Here is a 21,669-nt window from a genome sequence, read left to right as displayed (position 1 = left end):
TTTTCAGCCCCTTCTACTCAGTAACCCTGATTTATTTCAATTGAAACTTTGGGCATACTTCAAAGATAGTGACGAGAAATCATGAGATATCCTTTGATCACACCGGACCATAAATTTGAGGACTTTATCGAAGAATTTAAACAGCGCGGCATGCAGTCGTTGTTTGAAGTCTTTGAAAGTGCCTGCATGGGGGCGGTGGCTGTTGATCTGGATGGCAAGATCATCTGGATTAGTGACCAGTATCGCGACCTTTTGCATAAGCATAATAAAAATACCGTGATTGATCTGGGCGCACCCATTCAGGATCTGGTGCCCAACAGCCTGTTGCAGGAAACCGCACGCAAAGAAAAACCCATGCTGCTGGACCTGATGCGTCTGGGCAAGGAGTGGGTGATCGTCACGCGTGTGCCGCTGTTTGATGAAAAGAACGTCTGTTTCGGGGCCATGGGCTTTATTCTGATGAACAATCAGGAAAGCCTGAAACCACTGTTATCCAAGGTCGAACGACTGCAAAAAGAACTGACCCAGACCCGTCATCAACTGGCAAACAGTTCACGTCAGGCCAAATATACCTTTTCCAGCTTTATCGGATCATCCCGTGTGGTGCGTGAAACCAAGCTGTTGGCGCGAAAAGCAGCCCAAGTTGAAAGCCCGGTTTTATTGTTGGGTGAAACGGGCACAGGTAAAGAACTGCTGGCCCATTCCATCCATTCTACTTCCCTTCGTGCAGGTGCGCCGTTTGTCTCCATCAATGTGGCGGCCATTCCGGAAAATCTGCTGGAATCAGAATTTTTCGGCACAGCGCCCGGGGCCTATACCGGGGCGGAACGAAAAGGGCGTGATGGCAAATTAAAGCTGGTGGAAGGCGGCAGTCTGTTTCTGGATGAAATTGGCGATATGCCCCTAAGTCTGCAATCCAAGTTGCTGCGCGTCTTGCAGGAAAAAGAATTTGAACCGGTCGGGTCGAACAAGGTGATCAAGGCAGATTTCCGCGTGATTGCTGCGACTAGCCGGGATTTGGCCGAAATGGTCCATAATGGGGAATTTCGTGCTGACCTTTATTATCGTCTGAACGTCCTGCCCATCAATATCCCGCCATTGCGTCAACGCCCGGGTGATCTTGCCTTGCTGTGCGCGCATTTTCTGGAAGAAGCCGCCCATACCATCGGGGATGACCCGTTTGATATGAGTAAGGAAGCGCTGGAAGTCTGTTCTGCCTATGACTGGCCGGGCAATGTGCGTGAATTGCAAAATGTGATGGAACGTCTGACAACGGTTGCGACCAGCCACGTATTTTCGGCCAAGGACATCATTTCCGTTCTACCCATCAGTCAGAAGGTGGCACAGGATGCAACCCGCGACGTGGCAGAGGTCGGGCCACTGGATCAATTGATTGAAGAAACCGAACGTACAGCCATTTTGCGCGCGCTGACCCTTTGTAATTACAACAAACAACAAGCGGCCAAGCAGCTGCAGATTTCCCGGGGGCGTCTTTATGACAAGATGAAAGCGCTGAATATCCCGGTTGATAAAACGTAAAAAAAGGGGAAGGTTTATCATGCCACATATTGCCCGTTTGATTGAACGTCATGCAACTTATCGCCCTGACTACGAAGCCATTGTCTTTGAAGGTCAGCGTCTGACCTATCAACAGTTTTTCGCCCGGATCAACAAGCTCAGTCACGCATTAAAGGCGGACGGGTTTGTCAAAGGCGACAAGATCGCAAGTGTCCTGCCCAACAAGCTGGAACTGCTGGATTTCTATTGGGCCTGTGCCCAGTCTGGCTTGGTTATGGTGCCGCTCAGCCCCTTGATGCAGGCAACGGGACTTGCCAAGCTTTTGGACGGGGCTGGGGCAAAGATGGTTGTGACGTGCCAGACCTATCTGCCCCTGGTTCTGGAAGCCGCAAAGATTTATCAGATTGAACGCATCCTTGTTGTGGATGGGGATGCACCAGCTGGCACGCAGGCTTATGGCGAATATGTTTCAGACGCACCGGATCACGCATTCGATGGCGTCGAAATTGATGATGATGATCTCTACAATATCATCTATTCCAGCGGCACCACAGGGGAGCCCAAAGGCATCCAGCACACCCATTTTATCCGGGCGATGTATTGCACGCTCTTTTCCCAAAGCTTTCGCTTTACGCCTGAAAGTGTCTGTCTTCATACAGGGGCCATCATCTTTAACGGGGCCTTTGTGCCCCTGATGCCGACTTTTTATAATGGTGCGAAATATATTATGCATCCGGCCTTTGACATCGAAAAGGTGGTGGCAACAATTGAGCGGGAAAAAGTCACCCATATCATGATGGTGCCCGCGCAAATTCAGGCGTTACTGGACTATCCTGACATCAAAACAGAGATGCTGGAAAGTCTGGAAATGATTATGTCGTTGGGCGCACCCTTGCCGCTGGAACATAAAGAAGCGCTGGACCGCCTATTGCCCGGTCGTTTTTATGAACTTTATGGGCTGACCGAAGGGTTTGTCACCATTCTGGACAAGACGGACTTCCATAAGAAATCAGGCTCCGTCGGGTCCTGTCCACCGTTTTTTGAAATCCGTATTTGTGATGAAGACGGACAAGATGTGCCAATAGGCGAGGTTGGTGAAATCGTCGGGCGATCCCCCATCATGACGCCAGGCTATTACAACAAGCCGGACCTGACCGCAGATACCATCAAGGATGGCTGGCTCTTTACTGGGGATCTGGGGCGGCTGGATGAAGAGGGCTATCTCTATCTGGTGGACCGCAAGAAAGATATGATTATTTCCGGTGGAGTGAATGTGTACCCCAAAGATATTGAAGAGGTCGTCGCTTGCCACCCTATGGTCAATGAGGTCGCAGTCTTCGGGACTGCGGATGACAAATGGGGAGAAACGCCGGTTTGCGCCGTGATTTTAAAACGTGATCAGTCCATAGCTGCTGAGGCTCTGAAAGAATGGGTCAATGTGCGGGTGGATGCCAAATTCCAACGGGTCAAAGAAGTCCGGATTTTCGAAGACTTCCCCCGCTCGGTTGCAGGGAAAACACTAAAACGGGAAATGAAAGAGGCTTGGTAAAGCCTATCCCCCACTAAATCCATCGGAGAATTGAAACATGCAGAATGTTTATATTTTGTCTGCTGTACGCACGGCTATTGGCGCGTATAGCGGCAGCTTGAAAAATGTCCCCACCTGTGATCTGGCAACAACGGTGATTGCAGAAGCGATTGATCGGGCCAAACTTGATCCTAAAACGGTGGAACAATGCGTGCTCGGCAGTGTGCTGCACGGTGAAGCACGCGATATGTATATCTCCCGCGTGGCGGCCATCAATGCCGGGATGGCTGAAAGTTCGCGCAGCCTGACGGTTAATCGTTTGTGTGGCAGTGGCCTGCAGGCCGTCCTCACCGCAACTCAGCAGATCCAGCTGGATGATGTCAATATTGCCGTTGCAGGTGGTGCAGAGAGTATGAGCCGTGCCGGTTACCTGATGTCGGCACATCGCTGGGGCAAGCGCATGGGCGATGATGCGATCATTGATATGATGGTTGGTGTGCTGACTGATCCATTTGGTCACGGTCATATGGGGGTGACGGCAGAAAATATCGCTAAGGCTGATGAGATTGGGCGGGACCGTCAGGATGCTTTTTCCCTTGAAAGCCATCATCGGGCTGAACGTGCGATTAAGGAAGGACGTTTCAAGGATCAGATTGTCGATGTGGTAGCCGATCAACGCAAAGGCACGATCTTTAATGTGGATGAACATACCCGCCTGGGTGCGCAACTTGCGGATTTTGAAAAATTGCGCCCGGTCTTTCAAAAAGACGGCACGGTCACCGCAGGCAACGCGTCTGGCATTAACGACGGGGCTGCGGCAATCACGCTGGCTTCTGAAAAAATGGTGAAAGACCAGGGACTGACCCCAGAAGGGCGGATTGTGTCTTATGGCAATGCTGGTGTGAAGCCGGAAGTGATGGGACTGGGACCCGTCGAAGCGGTACAGCAGGCATTAGCGCGTGCTGATCTCAGCTTGTCTGACATTGATGTGATTGAATCAAATGAAGCTTTCGCTGTGCAGGCATTAGCCGTCAGTGACCAGCTGGGCTTTGATTCGGAAAAGGTCAATATCAATGGCGGGGCCGTGGCCCTTGGTCATCCGGTTGGCGCAACAGGGGCGATTTTGCTGGTGAAAGCCCTTTATGAATTGAAACGCACAGGCGGCCGATATGGGCTGATTACCATGTGTATTGGTGGCGGTCAGGGCATTTGTCTGATCATTGAAAACTGTTAAGGAAAGAAGAGAATGACACAAGTTTCAGAACAAAAAACAGCCTTTGTTACGGGTGGTGCGCGCGGTATTGGTGCAAAATGCGCCCATGATTTAAAGGCGGCTGGTTTTCAGGTGGTGATCGGTGATATCGACCCGGATCAGATACATGCCTTTGAAAAGGAAACAGGTATTCCTGGCGTCGTTGTTGATGTGGCGTCTTTTGAAAGTGTAGTAGCAGCACAAAAAGAGATTGAAGAAAAATGGGGTCGTGTGGAAGTGCTGGTCAATAATGCCGGGATCACGCGCGATGGTTTTATGCATAAGATGGATCCAAAGCAATGGCAGTCCGTAATTGATGTCAATCTGGGCGGCGTGTTCAACACATCGCGCGTTTTTAGCCCATCCATGCGTGATGCAGGCTGGGGTCGGATCATTAACATCAGTTCCATGAACGGGCAGCGTGGCCAGTTTGGACAGGGGAATTATGCGGCGGCAAAGGCAGGCATTCTGGGCTTTACCCGATCGGTTGCGCAGGAATTGGCTAATAAAGGCATTACCGTCAATGCCATCTGTCCCGGTTTTATTGAAACCGAAATGACACAAGCCATGCCCGCAGATATTCTGGAAGCTGAGGTCAAGAAAATCCCCTGTGGACGTATGGGCGTGCCCAATGACATTGCCGCCGCCGTGGTTTTCCTTGCATCCGACAATGCTTCCTTCATCAATGGGGCGACTTTTTCGATCAACGGTGGGCAGTATATGGCTGCCTAAATCGATTTCACCCAATCCATGAAGGCAGCGACTTTCTGCATGTCTTTCTTTTTGGGTGTGGTCACCAGATAATACCCCCTTTGGCTCTGGATTGCTGGGCCGAAGGGGGAGAGCAGCTGCCCGCTTGCCAATTCATCCCGGATATACATGTCCGGGATGATGGCAACGCCAAGGCCGGAAAGGGCTGCGCGGATCATCATGGAAAAAGTTTCAAAATTCGGCCCGCTGACCATGGTTTTGGGCGTGATGTTCTGTGCCTCAATCCATTCCGGCCAGGCGTACTGGCGGGTCTGAAGGTTTAAGAGTGTGTAGTTTAATGCGGTTTCCGGAGTGATCTCTGTCTCCTTCAAAATCAGGGTAGGAGAACAGACAGCTACCACGGTTTCTTCAACCAGTTTTGTGGCTTCCACATCGTCCCAGTTGCCATCGCCATGCTGAATGGCAATGTCTATATCCTGCGCCTTGAAATCAAAAGGGCCGAGACCCGTCACCATATTAAACTGAATTTCCGGATGCTTTTGTGTGAAATCATGTAAATGCGGGATCAGCCATCGCGACCCGAAAGTAGGGAAGGTGCCGACATTTAACCGCGTGTCATTCTGATCTTTGGTCAGGATTTTTAATGTTTCCTGCTCTAACCCGGTTAGATGTTCCTCAATAGCCTTGGCATATTTGCTTCCTTCATCGGTCAAAACCAATCGTTTTTTCACGCGGTGAAACAAGTCTGTCTGCACGAATTCTTCCAGATTGCGCACCTGTCGGCTGACCGCACTTTGGGTGAGGTTCAATTCTTCAGCTGCACGGGTGAAGTTTAGATGACGTGCCGAAGCATCAAAACAGATGAGGGAGGTGAAACTGGGCAAATGGCGTCGCATGATAAAATTAGCCTTGTCATTCATAAAATGAATGAAGTTGTGAAAAAATGTCGCTTTTAATACAGGTTATCATCATCTAAATGAATGATAAATGATTTCTCTTCCAAGGATGTAAAAGATGGCAAGCAAAGTTGCTTTTAAGTGGGATGACCCGTTTCTGTTTGATGATCAGATCAGCGAAGAAGAACGCATGGTGCGTGATAGTGCGCGTGCGTTTTGTGACGACAAACTGATGCCGCGCATCCTGGAAGCCAACCGTAACGAAAGCTTTGATCGCGAGATCATGAATGAATTTGGCGAGCTGGGCTTACTTGGTTGCACCATCCCGGAAAAATATGGCTGTGCTGGCATGAGCAATGTTTGCTACGGGTTGATTGCACGCGAAGTTGAGCGGGTGGATTCCGGCTATCGTTCTGCCATGTCGGTTCAATCCTCGCTGGTGATGCATCCCATCCATGCTTACGGATCAGAAGAACAGCGCGAAAAGTATTTGCCGAAACTGGCGACCGGGGAATATGTCGGCTGTTTCGGCCTGACAGAACCGGATCACGGATCGGACCCCGGCAGTATGAAGACGCGCGCGGTCAAGGTTGATGGTGGCTACAAGCTGACCGGAAACAAAATGTGGATTACCAATTCCCCCATTGCCGATATCGCCATTGTCTGGGCCAAGCTGGATGGCGTTATCCGTGGCTTTATTGTGGAACGTGGCACCGAAGGTTTCTCCACCCCAAAGATTGAAGGCAAGATGAGCCTGCGTGCGTCCATTACGGGGGAGATTGTGCTGGATGACGCCTTTGTACCCGAAGAAAACTTGTTACCGAATGTCAGAGGTCTGGCAGGTCCCTTTGGCTGTTTGAATAAGGCACGTTTCGGGATTGCCTGGGGTGCGTTGGGGGCAGCAGAATTCTGCTGGCACGCGGCTCTGCAATATGGGCTGGACCGTAAACAGTTTGATCGCCCGCTGGCACAGAACCAGCTTTATCAGAACAAGCTGGCCGGCATGCAGGTGGAAATCACTCTGGGTCTTCAGGCCGCCCTTCGTGTTGGTCGCTTGATGGATGAAGATAACTGCGCAGTTGAAAATATCTCCATCATCAAAAGCAATAACGTCAACAAGGCGTTGGAGATCGCACGGATGGCGCGTGACATGCATGGCGGCAACGGGATTTCAGATGAATTTCATGTCATCCGCCATATGGTCAATCTGGAAACGGTCAATACCTACGAAGGCACCTATGATATTCACCGCCTGATTTTGGGTCGGGCACAAACAGGTTTGCAGGCGTTCTTTTAATGGCAGGCCCACTATCACATATCCGCGTGCTTGATCTGTCACGCATTCTGGCTGGCCCATGGGCATCCCAAACGCTGGGCGATATGGGGGCGGAGATCATCAAGATTGAACGTCCCCATGCCGGTGATGATACCCGGCGATGGGGGCCACCTTATGTGAAAGATCAGAACGGGCAAGATACGGATGATGCAGCCTATTTCATGTCGGCTAATCGCAATAAACGGTCCGTTGCGATTGATATGGCAACCGAGGAAGGCCAGAAGCTGATCCATCAGCTGGTGGCGGAATGCGATGTGGTGATTGAAAATTTTAAGGTCGGTGGTCTGAAAAAATACAAGCTGGACTATGAAAGCCTGAAGCAGGTCAAACCGGATATTGTCTACTGTTCTATCACAGGGTTTGGGCAAACAGGTCCTTATGCCAACCGGGCAGGCTATGATTTCCTGATCCAGGGAATGGGCGGGTTGATGAGTGTGACGGGCGAAGCCGACGGCGGACCAGTCAAGGTCGGTGTGGCTTTGTCGGATGTAATGACCGGACTTTATGCGGTGATCGGCATTCAGGCGGCCCTTGCACATAGGAACCGCACAGGGGAAGGCCAGCATGTGGATTTGTCTTTGCTGGACGTGCAGGTGGCAACGCTGGCCAATCAGTCCATGAATTATCTGACAGGGGGGATCGTTCCGGGCCGGATGGGCAATGCGCATCCCAATATCGTGCCCTATCAGGCATTTGCCACATCGGACGGGCATATGATTTTGGCTGTGGGCAATGATAGCCAGTTTGCAAAATTTTGCGAAGTTGCCGGACTGGATGATGTGGGCGGTGATAACCGTTTTAAAACCAATGCAGGAAGGGTGGAGCATCGCGAGACCCTGATCCCGTTGTTACAGACGCGGATTGCCAAAGATAAGCTTGATTGGTGGATTGCTGAACTTGAAACGGCGCAAGTTCCGTGCGGTCCCATCAACACTATCGACCGCGTGTTTGCTGACCCGCAGGTGCAGGCCCGTGATATGCTGGTGGAACTGGATCATCCCGTTGCAGGGAAAGTCCCACAGGTCGGTTCACCCCTGAAGTTTTCAGAAACGCCTGTGGTGTATGAAGAAGCCCCGCCCGTTCTGGCTCATGATACAGCCGATGTGTTGCGTGAAATTCTGGATTTAAGCGATGCCGAGTTGGATGAGCTTGCGGTGAATAATGTGGTTCAGCTGAAAACCAGATAAGCACTCAGGCCGATGGACATGACGGTTTGCGATGCCGCCGTGATAACCAGACATTTGTTCAGTTCTGTTTTTTCAACCACGCTCAGTATTTTCTTGATAGCGATGATGGCGATGATCATACCTGCAAAGGGCAGGATCATCAGTTCACTGACCGGGGTGATGGAAACCAGAACCGGGTAGGGCAACAGGATCAGCAGGACGTATAGCCATCGCGCACCCGTTGATCCGATCATAATCGCCAGTGTCTTGCGCCCGGCAGTGGTGTCATTTTCCAGATCACGATAGTTGTTGAGCAAAAGAACCGCACAGGCCGGGCTGCCGACAATCAGGCCGTAGGTGAGTGTGCCCTGAGACCATATTCCTGTGATTAAATAGTAACTGACAGACACCGCAATCAGCCCGAAAAAGACCAGCACGAATACTTCGCCAAAGGGACTGCGTGAAATGGGATAGGGGCCGCTGGAATATCCATAGGCCGCAAGCAGCGAGACAATTCCGATCATCATAATCGAGATACCACCCACAAAGACCAGATAGGCCCCACAAAGGGCAGCAATCGCAATAAACAGATGGGCGGCGTTTTTGGTTTCTTCAGCTGTTGCCAGTCCGGCTTGCGTGATGCGAAGGGGGCCGATACGGGCCGACGTATCGGTTTTGTTGATAAAATCCTGTGCATCATTATGCAGGTTAGTGGCAATCTGAATGGCACAGGCCGACAGGATAATCGTGGCCAAGGCCAGATAATTAATGCTGAGTTGTTCAGACAAAGCAAGGGCAAAGGCCACCAGAACAGGCATCAGCGACATGGTCAGGGTTTTGGGCCTGATACCCAGCCAGAGGACGGATGCTTTTGGGAGATGCATTGTTTTTCTTCTTCTTTTCAGGACCCTTTGCGCGACAGGGTGAACACCATAACCGATAACACCGCACAGCCAAAGATAATATAGGCCATGGGCATTTGTGTGCCATCATTCAGCAAGGAAACCAGAAATCCGCTTAGGCTGCCAAGCCCAAACTGGAACAGGCCGAAGATGGAAGAAGCGGTCCCAGCAAATTTCCCAAACGGTTCCAGCGTGCCGGAAATGCCGTTGGCCGCCATGGGGCTCAAGCACCCGACGAAGAAAAACAACGGGATCGCCAGACCCCAGACGCCACCAATCCCCATAATGCTGTTGAAGAGCAGGACGACCGCACTGATAATCAGCACCCAGATATTATAAATCATCAGTTTGGGCAGGGGCGTGTGGCTTGCAATGCGGCGATTGAAGAAAGAAAAGATCGCCATGGACAGAATATTGGCCGCAAAAAACAGGGCATATCCGCTGGGCTTGATGCCGAAGATGTTCATGTAAATAAAGGGCGTCGCTGTGATATAGGCAAACATGCCTGCAAAGCCGAGACTTGCACTCAGGATATAACCCATTGCTTGTTTATGGCTCAGGACCTCGCGGGTGGCCGTGATCAGAAACGACAGGTTCAGCGTGACCCGTTTGTCTTTTGCAAGGGTTTCAGGCACAAACAGAATAATCAGAAAACACCACAGGCACGCATAGGCACTGAGCGTCCAGAAGATGGCGCGCCAATCCCAGATATCCAGTACTGCAGCCCCGATCAGGGGGGCGGCCATGGGCGCAGCGGTCAGGACCAGCATCAGCAGAGAAAGAGCCTTGGTCAGTTCCGGTCCGTGATAGACATCGCGGATAACGGCCCGACCCAGAACGGAACCGGATGCGCCAGCCAATCCTTGGATCAGGCGGTAGAATGTCAGATCGTGAATGTCCGTGCTTAAAGCACAGAAGGTGCTGATCAGCCCGTATAAAGTCAGACCGATCAAAATGACCGTGCGGCGTCCCAGACTGTCTGAAAGCGGGCCATAGATCATTTGTCCAAAGGCAAACCCGAAAAGAAAGGTCGCCATGGTTTGTTGCACAGCGCTTTCCGCCACGCCAAGGTCATTGGCGATGGACGGAAAGGCGGGCAGATACATATCCAGTGATAAAGCGGCATTCCCCGTCATCACAGCCAGAATTGGGATGGCGAGTACGCTCAAACGAGGAGATGCCGACATTAAATTATCCCTGATTACTGTTGAGCGCGGACCACATTTCCTGATCGCGTTCATCAGTCCAGATGGTCGGGCGTTCCATGCCACCGGCTTCGTCGTAAGCACGCGAAACGTCAAACGGCATGCAGTGTTCGTAGATCACCCAGTCACCGTATTTCGGATCCATACGTTCTTTACACAGGTTGAAGGCACCTTGCAGGTCTTTCCCGGCTTCGCGTGCTTCTTTTGCGCTTTCGTACAAATCTGTGATGAAAGCCTGTGTTTCAGACATGGCTTCTTCGCACAGCTCTGGCGTATCCAAAGCGTCACCACGACCCGGAACCAGTTTTTGTGGTTTTAGCGCACGAAGGGCGTCAAGTGTTGTCGGCCAGTCACGAAGGTGCGCATCACCTGTGTAAGGGGTTGCGCCAAATTCGACCAGATCACCTGCATATAGGATTTTCTGTTCCGGTAGCCAGGCGATGGTGTCACCTTGTGTGTGACCACGACCAGGCGACCAGATTTCCACTGGGCAGTTACCCAAATCGATGGTGATCTTGCCATCAAAGACGATGGATGGCCATGTCAGACCAGGGATGGTTTCAGCACCCTGGAACAGACGCGGGAAACGACCCAGTTCGCTGTCATAGTCAAACTGGCCACGCTCTTCGATCATTTCGTAGGTGGCACGCGATGCAATGATGTTTTCAGCCTCATAAGCTGCTGCACCCAATACGCGAACTGCGTGATAGTGGCTCATCAGGATGTATTTGATCGGCTTGTCTGTAACTTCACGGATGCGTTTAACAACATCCTGGGCCATGAAAGGTGTGGCCTGTGTGTCGATTACCATGACCCCGTCATCACCGATGATGACACCAGTGTTGGGGTCACCTTCGGCAGTGTAGGCATAGGCACCTTCGCCCAGTTTGGCAAAAGTTACTTTCTTTTCACCAAGATCGCCTGTGGAGGCAAATGTTTTCGTCATTTTATTCTTACTCCAGATAAGAGTGTTTGAGGGGTTTATGCAGCAGAAACGTCTTTTGCTGCGATTTGCATGGCTTCGCTCAAAACTTCCATGTCACCAATATGATTGGCGAGAAGAAGGATGAGCTTGGCATTTAAAGAACGGCTTTGTTCGTCGCTCAGGTCACGATGAAGGTCGATCAGTTCCTGATAAAAATCATCCGGGCGGGCGATATTTGCTTTTGTGTTCAATGGCATGTTTCTATTCCTTCCTTAAGCTTGGGCTGTTGCGCGTTTAACGGCAGCTTCGATGTAGCCCTGGTCGAAGGTGCGCCAGCGTGCAGCCACATGCTGGTCGGGACGGATCAGATAAGTTGTGCTGTCTTTACCGTCATAACGTTCTTTCAACAGGCCTTTCGGATCTTCGATGTCATGGCCGACAACCACAACATCACATTCGATGCCCGCAACATTCATGGTGTCCATACGCAGATTTTCATCAAAGCTTAGGACAACAAAGCGGGAATTGCCGATGTGGTTCAGGAACCAGCCCTCAATGCCATTCACCTTGATCGGTGCATCGGTACAGTTGGTGCCCGGTGACATCTTGCCAGTGAATTCATCGCTATCCGGTGTGTTCAGAGAGCTGTTTTCATAAGGCGTTGGCATGGACAGACGACCGGAATTTACCAGTGGACGGGCAAATTCATAGTCTTCGGCCAGATCAAGTGTGGCATCACGAAAAGCACGTGAGACACCGCTTTTCGGTGAAATGAAGTCAGTGGAACGTGATGAATTCATCAGGTTATCCGCTGCAGCAAAGACACGTTCTTCGCTGTAGGTATCCAGCAGGCTGTCAGGTGCTTTACCGTCCATGACCAGTTTCAGCTTCCAGGTCAGGTTATCGATATCCTGCACTCCGGTGTTTGCCCCGCGTGCCCCGAAGGGGGAAACCTGGTGGGCGGCATCACCTGCGATAAAGACGCGGCCACAGCGGAAGTCGTTTAGCTGGCGACAGGCAAACTGGTAAACAGAGACCCATTCCAGTTCAAACTCTTTATCCTCACCCAGCATGGCTTTTAGACGCGGGATAACTTTTTCCGGTTTCTTTTCTTCTTCCGGGTCGCAATCCCAACCTAGCTGGAAGTCGATGCGCCAGACATCATCAGATTGCATATGCAGCAGGACAGATTGTTCCGGGTGGAAAGGTGGGTTGAACCAGAACCAGCGTTCCGCCGGGAAGTCTGCTTTCATCACGATATCGGCGATGAGGAAACGGTCTTCGAAGAAACGGCCTTCAAAGTTCATGTCCAGCATGTCGCGGATTTTGGAATTGGCACCATCACAGGCCACTACATATTCCGCTTCCATGGGGTAGACACCATCTTCGGTTTCCACCTGCATCTTCACATGATCATCATTGTTTTTGATGCTGATGACGCGGGAATTCCAGCGGAACTCGATCAGGTCGCCATATTGACGCTTACATTCATCAATCATGTATTCTTCAAGGTAATACTGTTGCAGATTGATAAAGGCCGGGATTTTGTGGTCATCTTCGGGCAACAGGTCAAATTGATAGACCAGGTCTTCTTCGCGAAAGACCTTGCCGACTTTCCAGACAACGGATTTGTCGATCATGCGTTCGCCCACATTCAGGCGGTCCCAGATTTCAAGCGGGCGTTTGGCGTAACAAACCGCGCGTGAACCAACGGAAACGGTGTTGCTGCGGGTCAGAACCACAACCGGAATGCCTTGCTTGGCGAAATCAAGCGCGGTGGTCAGGCCAACTGGCCCTGTCCCGATAACAACAGCCTTGTGGCGTTTTACGTTGCCTGTCTTTTGTTCTTCAGACTGGGTGTATTCAAATTCTTTATATTCATATGTATTGAACATTTTTTCATACTCTTTCGACTGCTTATTCAGGGCTGTACTGGACGACTTTCTGGTCGATGGCACCAAAGATGCTGTCACCGTTATCGTCTTTCATCTCGATGCGGATGGTGTCGCCAAACTTCATGAAAGAAGTGCTCGGCGCGCCTGAATTAATGGTTTCAATCATGCGGATTTCAGCGATGCAGGAATAGCCTACGCCGCCTTCGTCAACAGGTTTTCCCGGGCCATCATCCAGTTTGTTGGAAATGGTACCCGACCCGATGATCGCACCGGCACCCAAGGGCCGCGTTTTGGCGGCATGTGCCACAATCGTCGGGAAGTCGAAAGTCATATCAACGCCACAGTTTGCTTTACCAAACAGATTGCCGTTTAAAGTTGTCAGCATGGGCAGATGCACCATGCCGTCTTTCCAGTTGTCGCCCAGCTCGTCCGGTGTAATGGCAACCGGGGAAAAGGCGCTGGAGGGTTTGGACTGGAAGAAGCCGAAGCCTTTTGCCAGTTCCCCCGGAATAAGCCCACGAAGGGACACATCATTGACCAGCATGATCAGTTTGATGTGATCAGCGGCTTTTTCCGGTGTGACAGCCATAGGCGTATCATTGGTGATGACAGCTACCTCGGCTTCGAAATCAATGCCGAAATCTTCGCTTGCCAGCGGGATATCTTTGCGTGGACCGATAAAGCTGTCGGAACCGCCCTGATACATCAGCGGGTCGGTCCAGAAACTGTCTGGCAGTTCTGCATTACGGGCTTTGCGCACCAGTTCAACGTGGTTGACGTAAGCAGACCCGTCCGCCCATTGGTAGGCACGTGGCAGCGGAGATTCGCAGTCGTTCTGGTCAAAAGTCTGGCCTTCAACCTTCCCTGCGTTCAAATCTTCATAAAGCGCCTGAAGCTTGGGGGAAGTTTCGTCCCAGTCATCAAGGGCAATCTGCATGGTCGCAGCAATGTCGCCAGCAGAAACATAAGAGGCCAAGTCTTTGGAGACCACAACCAGTTGTCCGTCACGTTTGCCGTTGGATAATGTTGCAAGTTTCATTGTCAGTAGCCCTTATTTCTCGCTGAATTCTTTTTCGTGCATCCATTTGGCATGCTCGGGCGCACGTTTTGTTTTTGCCCATTCGTTCAGCATGTCCCATTTCACGTCATCCAGACGTTTGCTCATATCCGGTGTGCCTGTGTTGGCGGCCAGTTCCAGACGGTGACCGTTCGGGTCAAAGAAATAGATGGATTTAAAGATGGTGTGATCGGTCGGGCCAACGACATCAATGCCGTTAGCTTCCAGCTTTTCTTTGGCAGCCATCAGTTCGTCCATCGAATCAACCTGCAGGGCCAGGTGCTGGCACCATGCAGGGGTGTTGGGGTCACGGCCCATTTCCGGGGAGTTTGGTAGTTCGAAGAAAGCCAGGATGTTGCCTGCGCCTGCATCCAGGAAGATATGCATATAAGGATCAGGGGCCTTGGTGGATGGAACTTCGTTTTCCGCAATGGCCAGAACAAAGTCCATATCCAGGTACTTGCCATACCATTCAACGGTCTCTTTGGCATCTTTGCAACGATAGGCAACGTGGTGAATTTTTTGAATAGTCATAAGAAACTCTTTTCGCAATGTGGGTTTTACGAAAATCAGATCATTTGCAGACGATTTCCCGCGATCTGCTTTTGTGCGCTCTTTAATAATAGTTACATGTGAAACTAAATCAAGCTTTATTTTCATCTGAAACAAATAATTTTTATTTCCTTATTTTGTAATGGTTTAGGTGTCAATCGGACAGGGAAGGCAAAAAAATACCTTGATTTTAGTTTCAGTTGAAATTAAATTAGTTTCAAATGAAATGAATTAAGAAGTTTCAGAGAATAACCACACACAAGAAAATTGGATTTCGTGCGCAAAATGATTTCCTTTTTGAACTTACAGGTCACTCCAAGAGTTGAGGTTTTATACACATGAGACGCCTATTTATCGCCGCTATGGCTGCTGCCAGTGTTTTCAGTTTTTCTGCACAGGCAGACGTCATCAAATTGAAGCTGAGCCATTTCCTGCCATCCTCCCATCCGACACAAAAAGATTTTCTGGAACCATGGGCGGCAGAACTTGAAAAACGCACAAACGGTAAAGTTAAAGTTCAAATCTATCCAGCAGGTTCTGCTTTCGGTCATGTTGCCAAGCAGTTTGATCAAGTCCGCGCCGGCGTTGTTGATATCGCCCACGGTCTGACAGGTTTCCCCCGTGGTCGTCTGCCTCGCACATTGGTAACGGACCTTCCGTTCCTGGTAAAATCTTCTGATGCGGCGTCTAAGACGCTTTGGGATCTGTATCCAACATATCTCGCGCCTGAATATAAAGGCATGAAGATGCTGGCCATGCACGCTCATAACGCTGGCTTGATCCACACAAAAGGCAAGAAGGTAGAAAGCATTGAAGACCTGAAGGGGCTGCGTCTTCGCACACCTAGTCTTGCCATTTCAAACATGCTGAAGCACCTGGGCGCGATGCCTGTTGGTCTACCACCTACCCAGGTATATGAAAACCTGTCCAAAGGCGTGATTGACGGTAACGTGTTCCCATATGAAGCAGTAAATAGCTTCAAGCTTTTTGAAGTGCTGGATCACCACCTTGATGCCAAGGCTTATACAACGTCTTTCTACTTCGCGATGAACGAGAAAAAATATAACTCCCTTCCAGAAGACGTGCGCAAAGTGATTGACGAGCTTTCCGGTCAAACACTGGTGAACAAGTTTGGCCCATGGTGGACCAAGTGGGACCAGCCTGGCATTCAGGCCATTAAAGAAAAAGGTAACTCTGTAACGGTTCTGAGTGACGAACAACGTGCTGCATGGCGCAAAGAGCTGGAGCCAATGATCGACGCTTACCTGGCTGACATGGAGAAAAAGGGCGTATCCAACGCACGTGAAATCTATGCCAAGGCCCAGGAGCTGGTCGCCAAATACGAAAAATAATCAACTTCTCCTGCGATTATTTTTCAAGAAAGTGAGAGCCTTTGACGGCTTGTCCCCTTCCAAAGGCTCTCACACCTTATTTTTAAGGAAAAGGCAAATCCATTATGATTATGCTGTTTAACAAAATCCTTTTTCTCACCACCAAATATGTTGCCTATATCGGGATGCTGTTTTTACTGGCCGCTGTCCTGATCACGACGACCGATGTGGTGATGAGAAAAGTGGACGGCCAGGGCGTCTATGGCGCGATTGATTTGATCCAGTTGATGGTTCTGTCTGCCGCCTATCTTTCCATCCCCTATACCTTCATGACCCGCGCCCATGTGGCGGTCTCGATGATTACAGACCGGCTGTCGCGTCGCGGTCAGGCCATGACGCAAGTGTTGGCCATGGTTCTTGCTTGTCTGTTCATGTGTGCCATTGCCTATTACGGCTATCTGTGCGCTTTGGAACAGGCGGAATATGGCGATGTCTCCATGATCTTTGGATTGCCGATGATTTATTACTGGCTCCCGCTGATTGTCGGTAGTGCCTTGTCTACGGTTGTGACGCTGCATATTGCAGTGGAAAGCCTTTACGTTGTCATCACAGGCCATAGCGGCCACTTCACGGTGGAGGAATAATCATGTCTGCTGGTGCAATTGGTTTTATCGCTTTTGTCGCCTTGTTCGGCCTGATGGCCTTGCGGGTGCCCATCGCCATCGCCATGGGCGTTGTCGGCGTGGTTGGTGGCTGGGCCATCAACGGGTTTGAAAGTGCGGCCTTCATTATGGGGTCTGTCCCGTTTGAAGCGGTCTTTCCTTATTCCTTATCTGTTATACCCCTCTTTATTCTGATGGGTGTGTTTGCCGCACGCGCCGGATTGTCGCGTGCCTTGTTTGATGCGGTTCATGCCTTTATCGGTCATTATCGCGGCGGTCTTGCCATGGCCTCTGTTGGCGCGTGTGCGGCTTTCGGGGCGATCTGTGGATCATCTTTGGCGACAGCGGCCACCATGTGCCGCGTTGCCATGCCGGAAATGCGTCGTCGCAAGTATGATGATGGTCTGGCAAGTGCGACTATTGCAGCGGGTGGTACGTTGGGTGTGTTGATCCCACCCAGTGTGATCATGGTGATCTATGCGCTTTTGACCGAACAATCTATCGGGCGCATGTTTGCAGCCTCCCTGATCCCCGGTATCCTTGCAACGCTTCTATATATGCTGGCGATTTGGGTCAAGACGGTCCGTAAACCTGAACTGGGTCCGGCGGACGATAAAGTTGACTGGTCTGGCCGGATCAAAGCCATGATGAATGTCTGGTCCGTAGTTTTGTTGTTCGGTGTTGTGATCGGCGGGATTTACATGGGCTGGTTTTCTCCCACGGAAGCTGCGGCCATCGGGGCGGCGGGTGCTTTCTTCCTTGCCCTTGCGCGCAGACAGCTGAACATCAAAGTGATCTTTGAATGTATGGGTGAAACAGCCACCACCAGCGGTATGATCTTTATGATTTTGGTGGGCACTGCCGTCTTCAATTACTTTGTTGAAACCACAGGCCTGCCTCAGGCATTGGTGGCAACGGTGAGTGATTTGGGATGGAACCCCTATATTATCCTGATCTTGCTGGTGATCTTCTACATCATTCTGGGCTGTTTCATGGATGCTTTGTCCATGATCCTGCTGACCCTGCCGTTTGTCTATCCAATGATCACCGCCCTTGGGTTCGACCCCATCTGGTTTGGTGTGATCATGGTATCGGTTGTGGAAGTCGGCCTGATCACCCCGCCTGTCGGCATGAACCTGTTTGTCATCATGGCAAGCACACCGGGCCTGCGCCTGCAAACCATCAGCCGGGGCGTTGTTGCCTTCCTGCTGGCCGATGTGATGCGCCTTGCCCTGCTGATCCTGTTTCCGGCCCTGTCGTTGTGGCTGCCAACTCTGATTATGGATTGATCCCATGGAAGTTATTGAATGGAAAGAGGAATACAACATCGGTATTCCCCAGATCGACAAGCAGCACAAAAAGCTGGTGGCCTTGATCAACCGTTTGTCAAAAGCTGAAACCGAAGGCGGCATGATCGCTTATGTGTTTGATGACCTTGATCTCTACGTCAAAGAACATTTCCGCGCTGAAGAAGAACTGCTGCGCGCCTTTGAATATGAAGATTTTGACGCCCACAAGGAAGAACACCGCACGTTTGAAGGCTGGCTGTCAGCTGTGCGCCAGTCGTTCAATCTGGGCGGGTCATCTTCCCATCTGATCGCAGAAAGCATGAATGCGTATCTGCGCAACTGGTTGATCAATCATATCCTGGAATCGGACATGGCTTATCGCGACACACTTACAATCACTGAAAAGAAATAAACTAAAGAGAGTGACAATGAAATTATTTACCTACTGGCGCTCTTCTGCAGCCTACCGCGTTCGCATCGGGCTGAACCTGAAAGAAACCGATTTTGAATCGATCTATGTTCATTTGGTGAAAGATGGCGGTGAACAGCTAACAGAAGCCTATCGCGCGATCAATCCCCAGGCGCTGGTCCCATCGATTGAACTGCCAGACGGGCAATATCTGACCCAGTCCATGGCTATTCTGGAATATCTGGATGAAACTCTGGGTGGGCATGATTTATTGCCCGCTGATGCGCTGGATCGTGCCTATGTGCGCGCCCTGTCACAATCGGTTGCCTGTGAAATTCATCCACTGAATAACCTGAGGGTGCTTAAGTATCTGAGCACCAGCCTGAAGGTGACAGATGAAGATAAGTCTGCCTGGTATCGTCATTGGGTGGAAGTCGGCCTGCATGCTTTTGAAGAAACGTTGATCAGAACCGACAAGATGGGAGATTTCTGTTTCGGTGATAAACCGAGCCTGGCGGACATCTGTTTGGTTCCGCAGGTATACAACGCGCGTCGTTTTAATGTTGATTTAACCCCATATCCGCATATCATCCGCATCGATAAAAATTGCCAGTCTCTGGAAGCCTTTGCAAAAGCGGCACCGGAACAACAAGGCGATGCAGTTTAAAATGATATAAATGGGATTAAATATGTTCAAAGGTAAAACGGCGCTGGTGACAGGATCAACAGCGGGGATCGGACTAGGGATCGCAGAAGTGCTGGCAAAAGCTGGCTGTAATGTGATCCTGAATGGGCGCAAAAAAACAGATGACGTCGAAGGTCATGTTGAAAGGTTCAACAAGGAATATGGCGGCAAAACAATCTTTTTAGGCGCAGACCTGTCTGACGTTTCTGCCATTGAAAAATTGATGCTGGAGGCGACCAAAGAATTTGGTGGCGTAGATATTCTGGTCAATAACGCTGGTATCCAGCACGTATCACCTTTGGAAGAATTCGCTCCTGAAAAATGGGATCAGGTGATTGCTTTGAACCTGTCTTCCTGCTTCCACACCATGCGTCTGGCCCTGCCTTATATGAAAGAACAAAACTGGGGGCGTATCATCAATGTGGCCTCTGCCCATGGTCTGGTGGGGTCGGCCAATAAAGCAGCTTATGTGGCGGCAAAACACGGTGTGCTGGGAATGACCAAGGTTTGTGCGTTGGAAACGGCTGAAACAGGCATCACCGCCAACAGCATCTGCCCGGGATGGGTGCGCACCGAACTGGTGGAAAACCAGATCAAGCAACGGGCCGATAACAGCGGGCGAACCATCGAAGAAGAAGCCCATGATCTTCTGTCTGAAAAGCAACCCTCCAAACAGTTTGTAACGACCGAACAACTGGGTGAAGCGGCCAAATTCCTGGTGTCTGATGCCGCAAGTCAGATGACGGGCACAACCATGACCATGGATGGTGGCTGGACGTCGCAGTGATATCGGACTAGGTTCTTACTTTGATGAAAGGACCTGATCTGAATGTCTGAAGCTGTATTCCTGCAAGGTAACCTGATGCGCCATATCGCTGTGATGTCATTCACAGCATCCGTTGGTATTCTTGCGCTTTTTGCTGTCGATTTTGTGGATGTGATGTTCATTTCCATGCTGGGGCAGAAAGAACTGGCCGCAGCAGTGGGCTATGCCGGGTCTTTGTTGTTTTTTACCAATGCGATCTGTATCGGACTTTCCATTGCTGCCGTGTCGCTGGTGGCGCGTACACTTGGGGCAGGTCAGCCTGGAAAAGCAAAAGAATATGCCACATCGGTTGCCTTGTTGACCGTTGGTGTATCCATTTTGATTCCGTCCTTTGCCGTGCCAAACCTGCCATTTCTGTTAGGCGTTTTGGGGGCAGAGGGTGAAACGCTTGAATTCGCCATCAGCTATAGCCAGATCATCATGCCGACCATGTGCTTTATGGGTATGGCGATGACGACCATGGCGATCCTGCGTGCCCATGGGGCAGCGCGGGTATCCATGAATGTGACCTTGCTGGGTGGGGCGGTAAATGCGTTTCTGGACCCCATCCTGATCTTCTGGGCGGGCTTTGGGCTGGAAGGGGCGGCTTATGCGTCTGTGATTGCGCGCGCCTGTATGATGGTCTATGGCGTCTGGGCGGTGACGTCCAAATATAACGGATTTGCTAAACCTTCCCTTGCGACCTTCAAAAGTGATTTTAAACCTGTTTGGGCGATTGCCGCGCCTGCGGTCATGACCAACCTTGCCACCCCTGTGGGCAATGCGATTGTGACGCGGGAAATGGCGCAGTTTGGATCAGAAGCGGTTGCAGCCATGGCGGTGATCGGGCGGTTAACGCCACTGGCCTTTGCCGTTGTGCTGGCATTATCCGGGGCCATCGGGCCGATTGTGGGGCAGAATTTTGGGGCGAAGAAATATGATCGGGTGCGTAAATCCTTCATCAATGGTCTGATCTTTGTCGCGGGCTATGTCGCTATTGTCTCCGTCATCCTCTATGTCCTTCGTCAACCCATCGGATATATGTTTGATGCAACGGGCGAGATGGCGATGCTGATCTATCTCTTCTGCGGGCCGCTTGCATTGCTGCAGTTTTTCAACGGGGCGATCTTTGTCTGTAATGCAAGCTTCAACAATCTGGGCTATCCGCTGAATTCCACCTATCTGAACTGGGGACGCCATACGCTGGGCACCTGGCCGTTTGTTCTGATCGGGGCAAGCTTTATGGGGTCAGCGGGTGTGTTGATTGGGCAGGCCGTTGGCGGTGTCTTTTTCGCATTGGTTGGAATGTTCGTCACATGGCGTTTGATGGGCAAACTGATCCCGGCATGCGAAGAAGATGAACTATGTGATGAAAAGCGCCTGCATCAGGTGACGGGTCAGCGGAGTTGGTAGTCTGAAAGTGAGCGCCCAAAGCCGCGGAAAAACTCCCGTGATTTCCACGACTTTGGGGCTTTTGATCCGGCCATGTACCTATGGCACGGAAACCACGGCGGATCAACAAATAAAGATGCTCAAAGGTAGCGG

Annotated in this window: 21 protein-coding genes; 13 read left to right on the top strand and 8 right to left on the bottom strand. The window is 50.8% G+C overall.

The features are described from left to right. Window positions 1-81: 81 nt before the first annotated feature. The 4 genes from RYZ26_RS13460 to RYZ26_RS13445 are packed head-to-tail and all read left to right on the top strand — an operon-like array spanning window position 82 to window position 5,030. Window positions 82-1,539, top strand: coding sequence for a sigma-54 interaction domain-containing protein (locus RYZ26_RS13460; protein ID WP_317683746.1), 1,458 nt, complete (start codon window positions 82-84; stop codon window positions 1,537-1,539). A 19-nt stretch (window positions 1,540-1,558) separates the two neighbouring features. Beyond that, window positions 1,559-3,067, top strand: a complete 1,509-nt coding sequence (locus RYZ26_RS13455) for a class I adenylate-forming enzyme family protein (protein ID WP_317683745.1) — start codon at window positions 1,559-1,561, stop codon at window positions 3,065-3,067. A 37-nt stretch (window positions 3,068-3,104) separates the two neighbouring features. Beyond that, window positions 3,105-4,280, top strand: a complete 1,176-nt coding sequence (bktB, locus tag RYZ26_RS13450) for a beta-ketothiolase BktB (RefSeq protein WP_317683744.1) — start codon at window positions 3,105-3,107, stop codon at window positions 4,278-4,280. 12 nt (window positions 4,281-4,292) lie between these two features. Beyond that, window positions 4,293-5,030 carry a beta-ketoacyl-ACP reductase gene (locus RYZ26_RS13445; RefSeq protein ID WP_317683743.1) on the top strand — a complete coding sequence of 246 codons (738 nt, stop codon included), beginning with the start codon at window positions 4,293-4,295 and terminating at the stop codon, window positions 5,028-5,030. Here RYZ26_RS13445 and gcvA read toward each other — a convergent pair. Then, window positions 5,027-5,905 (bottom strand): transcriptional regulator GcvA, encoded by an 879-nt coding sequence (gcvA, locus tag RYZ26_RS13440; protein ID WP_317683742.1) that lies wholly within the window; start codon window positions 5,903-5,905, stop codon window positions 5,027-5,029. The genes RYZ26_RS13445 and gcvA overlap by 4 nt on opposite strands. 118 nt (window positions 5,906-6,023) lie before the next feature. Between gcvA and RYZ26_RS13435 the strand changes: the two genes are divergently transcribed. Both RYZ26_RS13435 and RYZ26_RS13430 read left to right on the top strand, forming a co-directional pair. Continuing rightward, on the top strand, window positions 6,024-7,202 hold the full coding sequence (locus tag RYZ26_RS13435; protein ID WP_317683741.1) for an acyl-CoA dehydrogenase: 1,179 nt from the start codon (window positions 6,024-6,026) through the stop codon (window positions 7,200-7,202). Further along, window positions 7,202-8,428, top strand: coding sequence for a CaiB/BaiF CoA transferase family protein (locus RYZ26_RS13430; protein WP_317683740.1), 1,227 nt, complete (start codon window positions 7,202-7,204; stop codon window positions 8,426-8,428). The genes RYZ26_RS13435 and RYZ26_RS13430 overlap by 1 nt, the downstream gene beginning before the upstream one ends. Here the strand turns inward: RYZ26_RS13430 and menA are convergent. The 7 genes from menA to RYZ26_RS13395 are packed head-to-tail and all read right to left on the bottom strand — an operon-like array spanning window position 8,410 to window position 14,925. Then, on the bottom strand, window positions 8,410-9,291 hold the full coding sequence (gene menA, locus RYZ26_RS13425) for a 1,4-dihydroxy-2-naphthoate octaprenyltransferase (protein WP_317683739.1): 882 nt from the start codon (window positions 9,289-9,291) through the stop codon (window positions 8,410-8,412). The genes RYZ26_RS13430 and menA overlap by 19 nt on opposite strands. Window positions 9,292-9,308: 17 nt before the next feature. Then, a complete protein-coding gene (locus tag RYZ26_RS13420) occupies window positions 9,309-10,496 on the bottom strand; it encodes a Bcr/CflA family multidrug efflux MFS transporter (RefSeq protein ID WP_317683738.1) in 1,188 nt (395 codons plus the stop codon). A 4-nt stretch (window positions 10,497-10,500) separates the two neighbouring features. Next, complete coding sequence (locus RYZ26_RS13415) at window positions 10,501-11,460, bottom strand: MBL fold metallo-hydrolase (protein WP_317683737.1); 960 nt, start codon at window positions 11,458-11,460, stop codon at window positions 10,501-10,503. A gap of 35 nt (window positions 11,461-11,495) precedes the next feature. Then, entirely contained in the window at window positions 11,496-11,696 is a 201-nt protein-coding gene (locus RYZ26_RS13410; protein WP_317683736.1) for a DUF2783 domain-containing protein, read from the bottom strand. 15 nt (window positions 11,697-11,711) lie between these two features. After that, on the bottom strand, window positions 11,712-13,334 hold the full coding sequence (locus tag RYZ26_RS13405) for an FAD-dependent oxidoreductase (RefSeq protein ID WP_317683735.1): 1,623 nt from the start codon (window positions 13,332-13,334) through the stop codon (window positions 11,712-11,714). A 22-nt stretch (window positions 13,335-13,356) separates the two neighbouring features. Continuing rightward, complete coding sequence (locus RYZ26_RS13400) at window positions 13,357-14,373, bottom strand: fumarylacetoacetate hydrolase family protein (protein ID WP_317683734.1); 1,017 nt, start codon at window positions 14,371-14,373, stop codon at window positions 13,357-13,359. A gap of 12 nt (window positions 14,374-14,385) precedes the next feature. Beyond that, on the bottom strand, window positions 14,386-14,925 hold the full coding sequence (locus RYZ26_RS13395; protein WP_317683733.1) for a VOC family protein: 540 nt from the start codon (window positions 14,923-14,925) through the stop codon (window positions 14,386-14,388). 356 nt (window positions 14,926-15,281) lie between these two features. On the opposite strand from RYZ26_RS13395, the gene RYZ26_RS13390 reads away from it, so the two are divergent. The 7 genes from RYZ26_RS13390 to RYZ26_RS13360 all read left to right on the top strand — a co-directional run bounded on the left by RYZ26_RS13390 (window position 15,282) and on the right by RYZ26_RS13360 (window position 21,537). Next, entirely contained in the window at window positions 15,282-16,295 is a 1,014-nt protein-coding gene (locus RYZ26_RS13390) for a TRAP transporter substrate-binding protein (RefSeq protein WP_317683732.1), read from the top strand. A 104-nt stretch (window positions 16,296-16,399) separates the two neighbouring features. After that, window positions 16,400-16,918, top strand: a complete 519-nt coding sequence (locus RYZ26_RS13385; protein WP_317683731.1) for a TRAP transporter small permease — start codon at window positions 16,400-16,402, stop codon at window positions 16,916-16,918. A gap of 2 nt (window positions 16,919-16,920) precedes the next feature. Continuing rightward, window positions 16,921-18,225: a TRAP transporter large permease gene (locus RYZ26_RS13380; RefSeq protein WP_317683730.1), complete on the top strand. Its 1,305-nt coding sequence runs from the start codon at window positions 16,921-16,923 to the stop codon at window positions 18,223-18,225. Between the two features lie 4 nt (window positions 18,226-18,229). Beyond that, on the top strand, window positions 18,230-18,637 hold the full coding sequence (locus tag RYZ26_RS13375; protein ID WP_317683729.1) for a bacteriohemerythrin: 408 nt from the start codon (window positions 18,230-18,232) through the stop codon (window positions 18,635-18,637). A 16-nt stretch (window positions 18,638-18,653) separates the two neighbouring features. After that, window positions 18,654-19,301 carry a maleylacetoacetate isomerase gene (gene maiA, locus RYZ26_RS13370; protein ID WP_317683728.1) on the top strand — a complete coding sequence of 216 codons (648 nt, stop codon included), beginning with the start codon at window positions 18,654-18,656 and terminating at the stop codon, window positions 19,299-19,301. Window positions 19,302-19,323: 22 nt separating this feature from the next. After that, window positions 19,324-20,106, top strand: a complete 783-nt coding sequence (locus RYZ26_RS13365; protein WP_317683727.1) for a 3-hydroxybutyrate dehydrogenase — start codon at window positions 19,324-19,326, stop codon at window positions 20,104-20,106. Window positions 20,107-20,148: 42 nt separating this feature from the next. Next, window positions 20,149-21,537, top strand: a complete 1,389-nt coding sequence (locus RYZ26_RS13360) for an MATE family efflux transporter (protein ID WP_317683726.1) — start codon at window positions 20,149-20,151, stop codon at window positions 21,535-21,537. The last annotated feature ends 132 nt before the right edge of the window (window positions 21,538-21,669 follow it).

It is taken from the genome of Terasakiella sediminum (genome assembly GCF_033100395.1).
In the GTDB taxonomy this organism is placed as follows: domain Bacteria; phylum Pseudomonadota; class Alphaproteobacteria; order Rhodospirillales; family Terasakiellaceae; genus Terasakiella.
Note: the sequence above shows the minus strand (reverse complement) of the source record. Positions and strands in the feature narration are given on the sequence as shown.

Coding starts and splice junctions, on each gene's coding strand:
- RYZ26_RS13390 (WP_317683732.1), top strand. CDS start 15,282: ATGAGACGCCTATTTATCGCCGCTATGGCTGCTGCCAGTGTTTTCAGT.
- maiA (WP_317683728.1), top strand. CDS start 18,654: ATGAAATTATTTACCTACTGGCGCTCTTCTGCAGCCTACCGCGTTCGC.
- RYZ26_RS13380 (WP_317683730.1), top strand. CDS start 16,921: ATGTCTGCTGGTGCAATTGGTTTTATCGCTTTTGTCGCCTTGTTCGGC.
- RYZ26_RS13460 (WP_317683746.1), top strand. CDS start 82: ATGAGATATCCTTTGATCACACCGGACCATAAATTTGAGGACTTTATC.
- RYZ26_RS13435 (WP_317683741.1), top strand. CDS start 6,024: ATGGCAAGCAAAGTTGCTTTTAAGTGGGATGACCCGTTTCTGTTTGAT.
- RYZ26_RS13375 (WP_317683729.1), top strand. CDS start 18,230: ATGGAAGTTATTGAATGGAAAGAGGAATACAACATCGGTATTCCCCAG.
- RYZ26_RS13410 (WP_317683736.1), bottom strand. CDS start 11,696: ATGCCATTGAACACAAAAGCAAATATCGCCCGCCCGGATGATTTTTAT.
- RYZ26_RS13415 (WP_317683737.1), bottom strand. CDS start 11,460: ATGACGAAAACATTTGCCTCCACAGGCGATCTTGGTGAAAAGAAAGTA.
- RYZ26_RS13430 (WP_317683740.1), top strand. CDS start 7,202: ATGGCAGGCCCACTATCACATATCCGCGTGCTTGATCTGTCACGCATT.
- RYZ26_RS13420 (WP_317683738.1), bottom strand. CDS start 10,496: ATGTCGGCATCTCCTCGTTTGAGCGTACTCGCCATCCCAATTCTGGCT.
- RYZ26_RS13455 (WP_317683745.1), top strand. CDS start 1,559: ATGCCACATATTGCCCGTTTGATTGAACGTCATGCAACTTATCGCCCT.
- RYZ26_RS13400 (WP_317683734.1), bottom strand. CDS start 14,373: ATGAAACTTGCAACATTATCCAACGGCAAACGTGACGGACAACTGGTT.
- RYZ26_RS13445 (WP_317683743.1), top strand. CDS start 4,293: ATGACACAAGTTTCAGAACAAAAAACAGCCTTTGTTACGGGTGGTGCG.
- bktB (WP_317683744.1), top strand. CDS start 3,105: ATGCAGAATGTTTATATTTTGTCTGCTGTACGCACGGCTATTGGCGCG.
- RYZ26_RS13365 (WP_317683727.1), top strand. CDS start 19,324: ATGTTCAAAGGTAAAACGGCGCTGGTGACAGGATCAACAGCGGGGATC.
- menA (WP_317683739.1), bottom strand. CDS start 9,291: ATGCATCTCCCAAAAGCATCCGTCCTCTGGCTGGGTATCAGGCCCAAA.
- RYZ26_RS13395 (WP_317683733.1), bottom strand. CDS start 14,925: ATGACTATTCAAAAAATTCACCACGTTGCCTATCGTTGCAAAGATGCC.
- RYZ26_RS13405 (WP_317683735.1), bottom strand. CDS start 13,334: ATGTTCAATACATATGAATATAAAGAATTTGAATACACCCAGTCTGAA.
- gcvA (WP_317683742.1), bottom strand. CDS start 5,905: ATGCGACGCCATTTGCCCAGTTTCACCTCCCTCATCTGTTTTGATGCT.
- RYZ26_RS13360 (WP_317683726.1), top strand. CDS start 20,149: ATGTCTGAAGCTGTATTCCTGCAAGGTAACCTGATGCGCCATATCGCT.
- RYZ26_RS13385 (WP_317683731.1), top strand. CDS start 16,400: ATGATTATGCTGTTTAACAAAATCCTTTTTCTCACCACCAAATATGTT.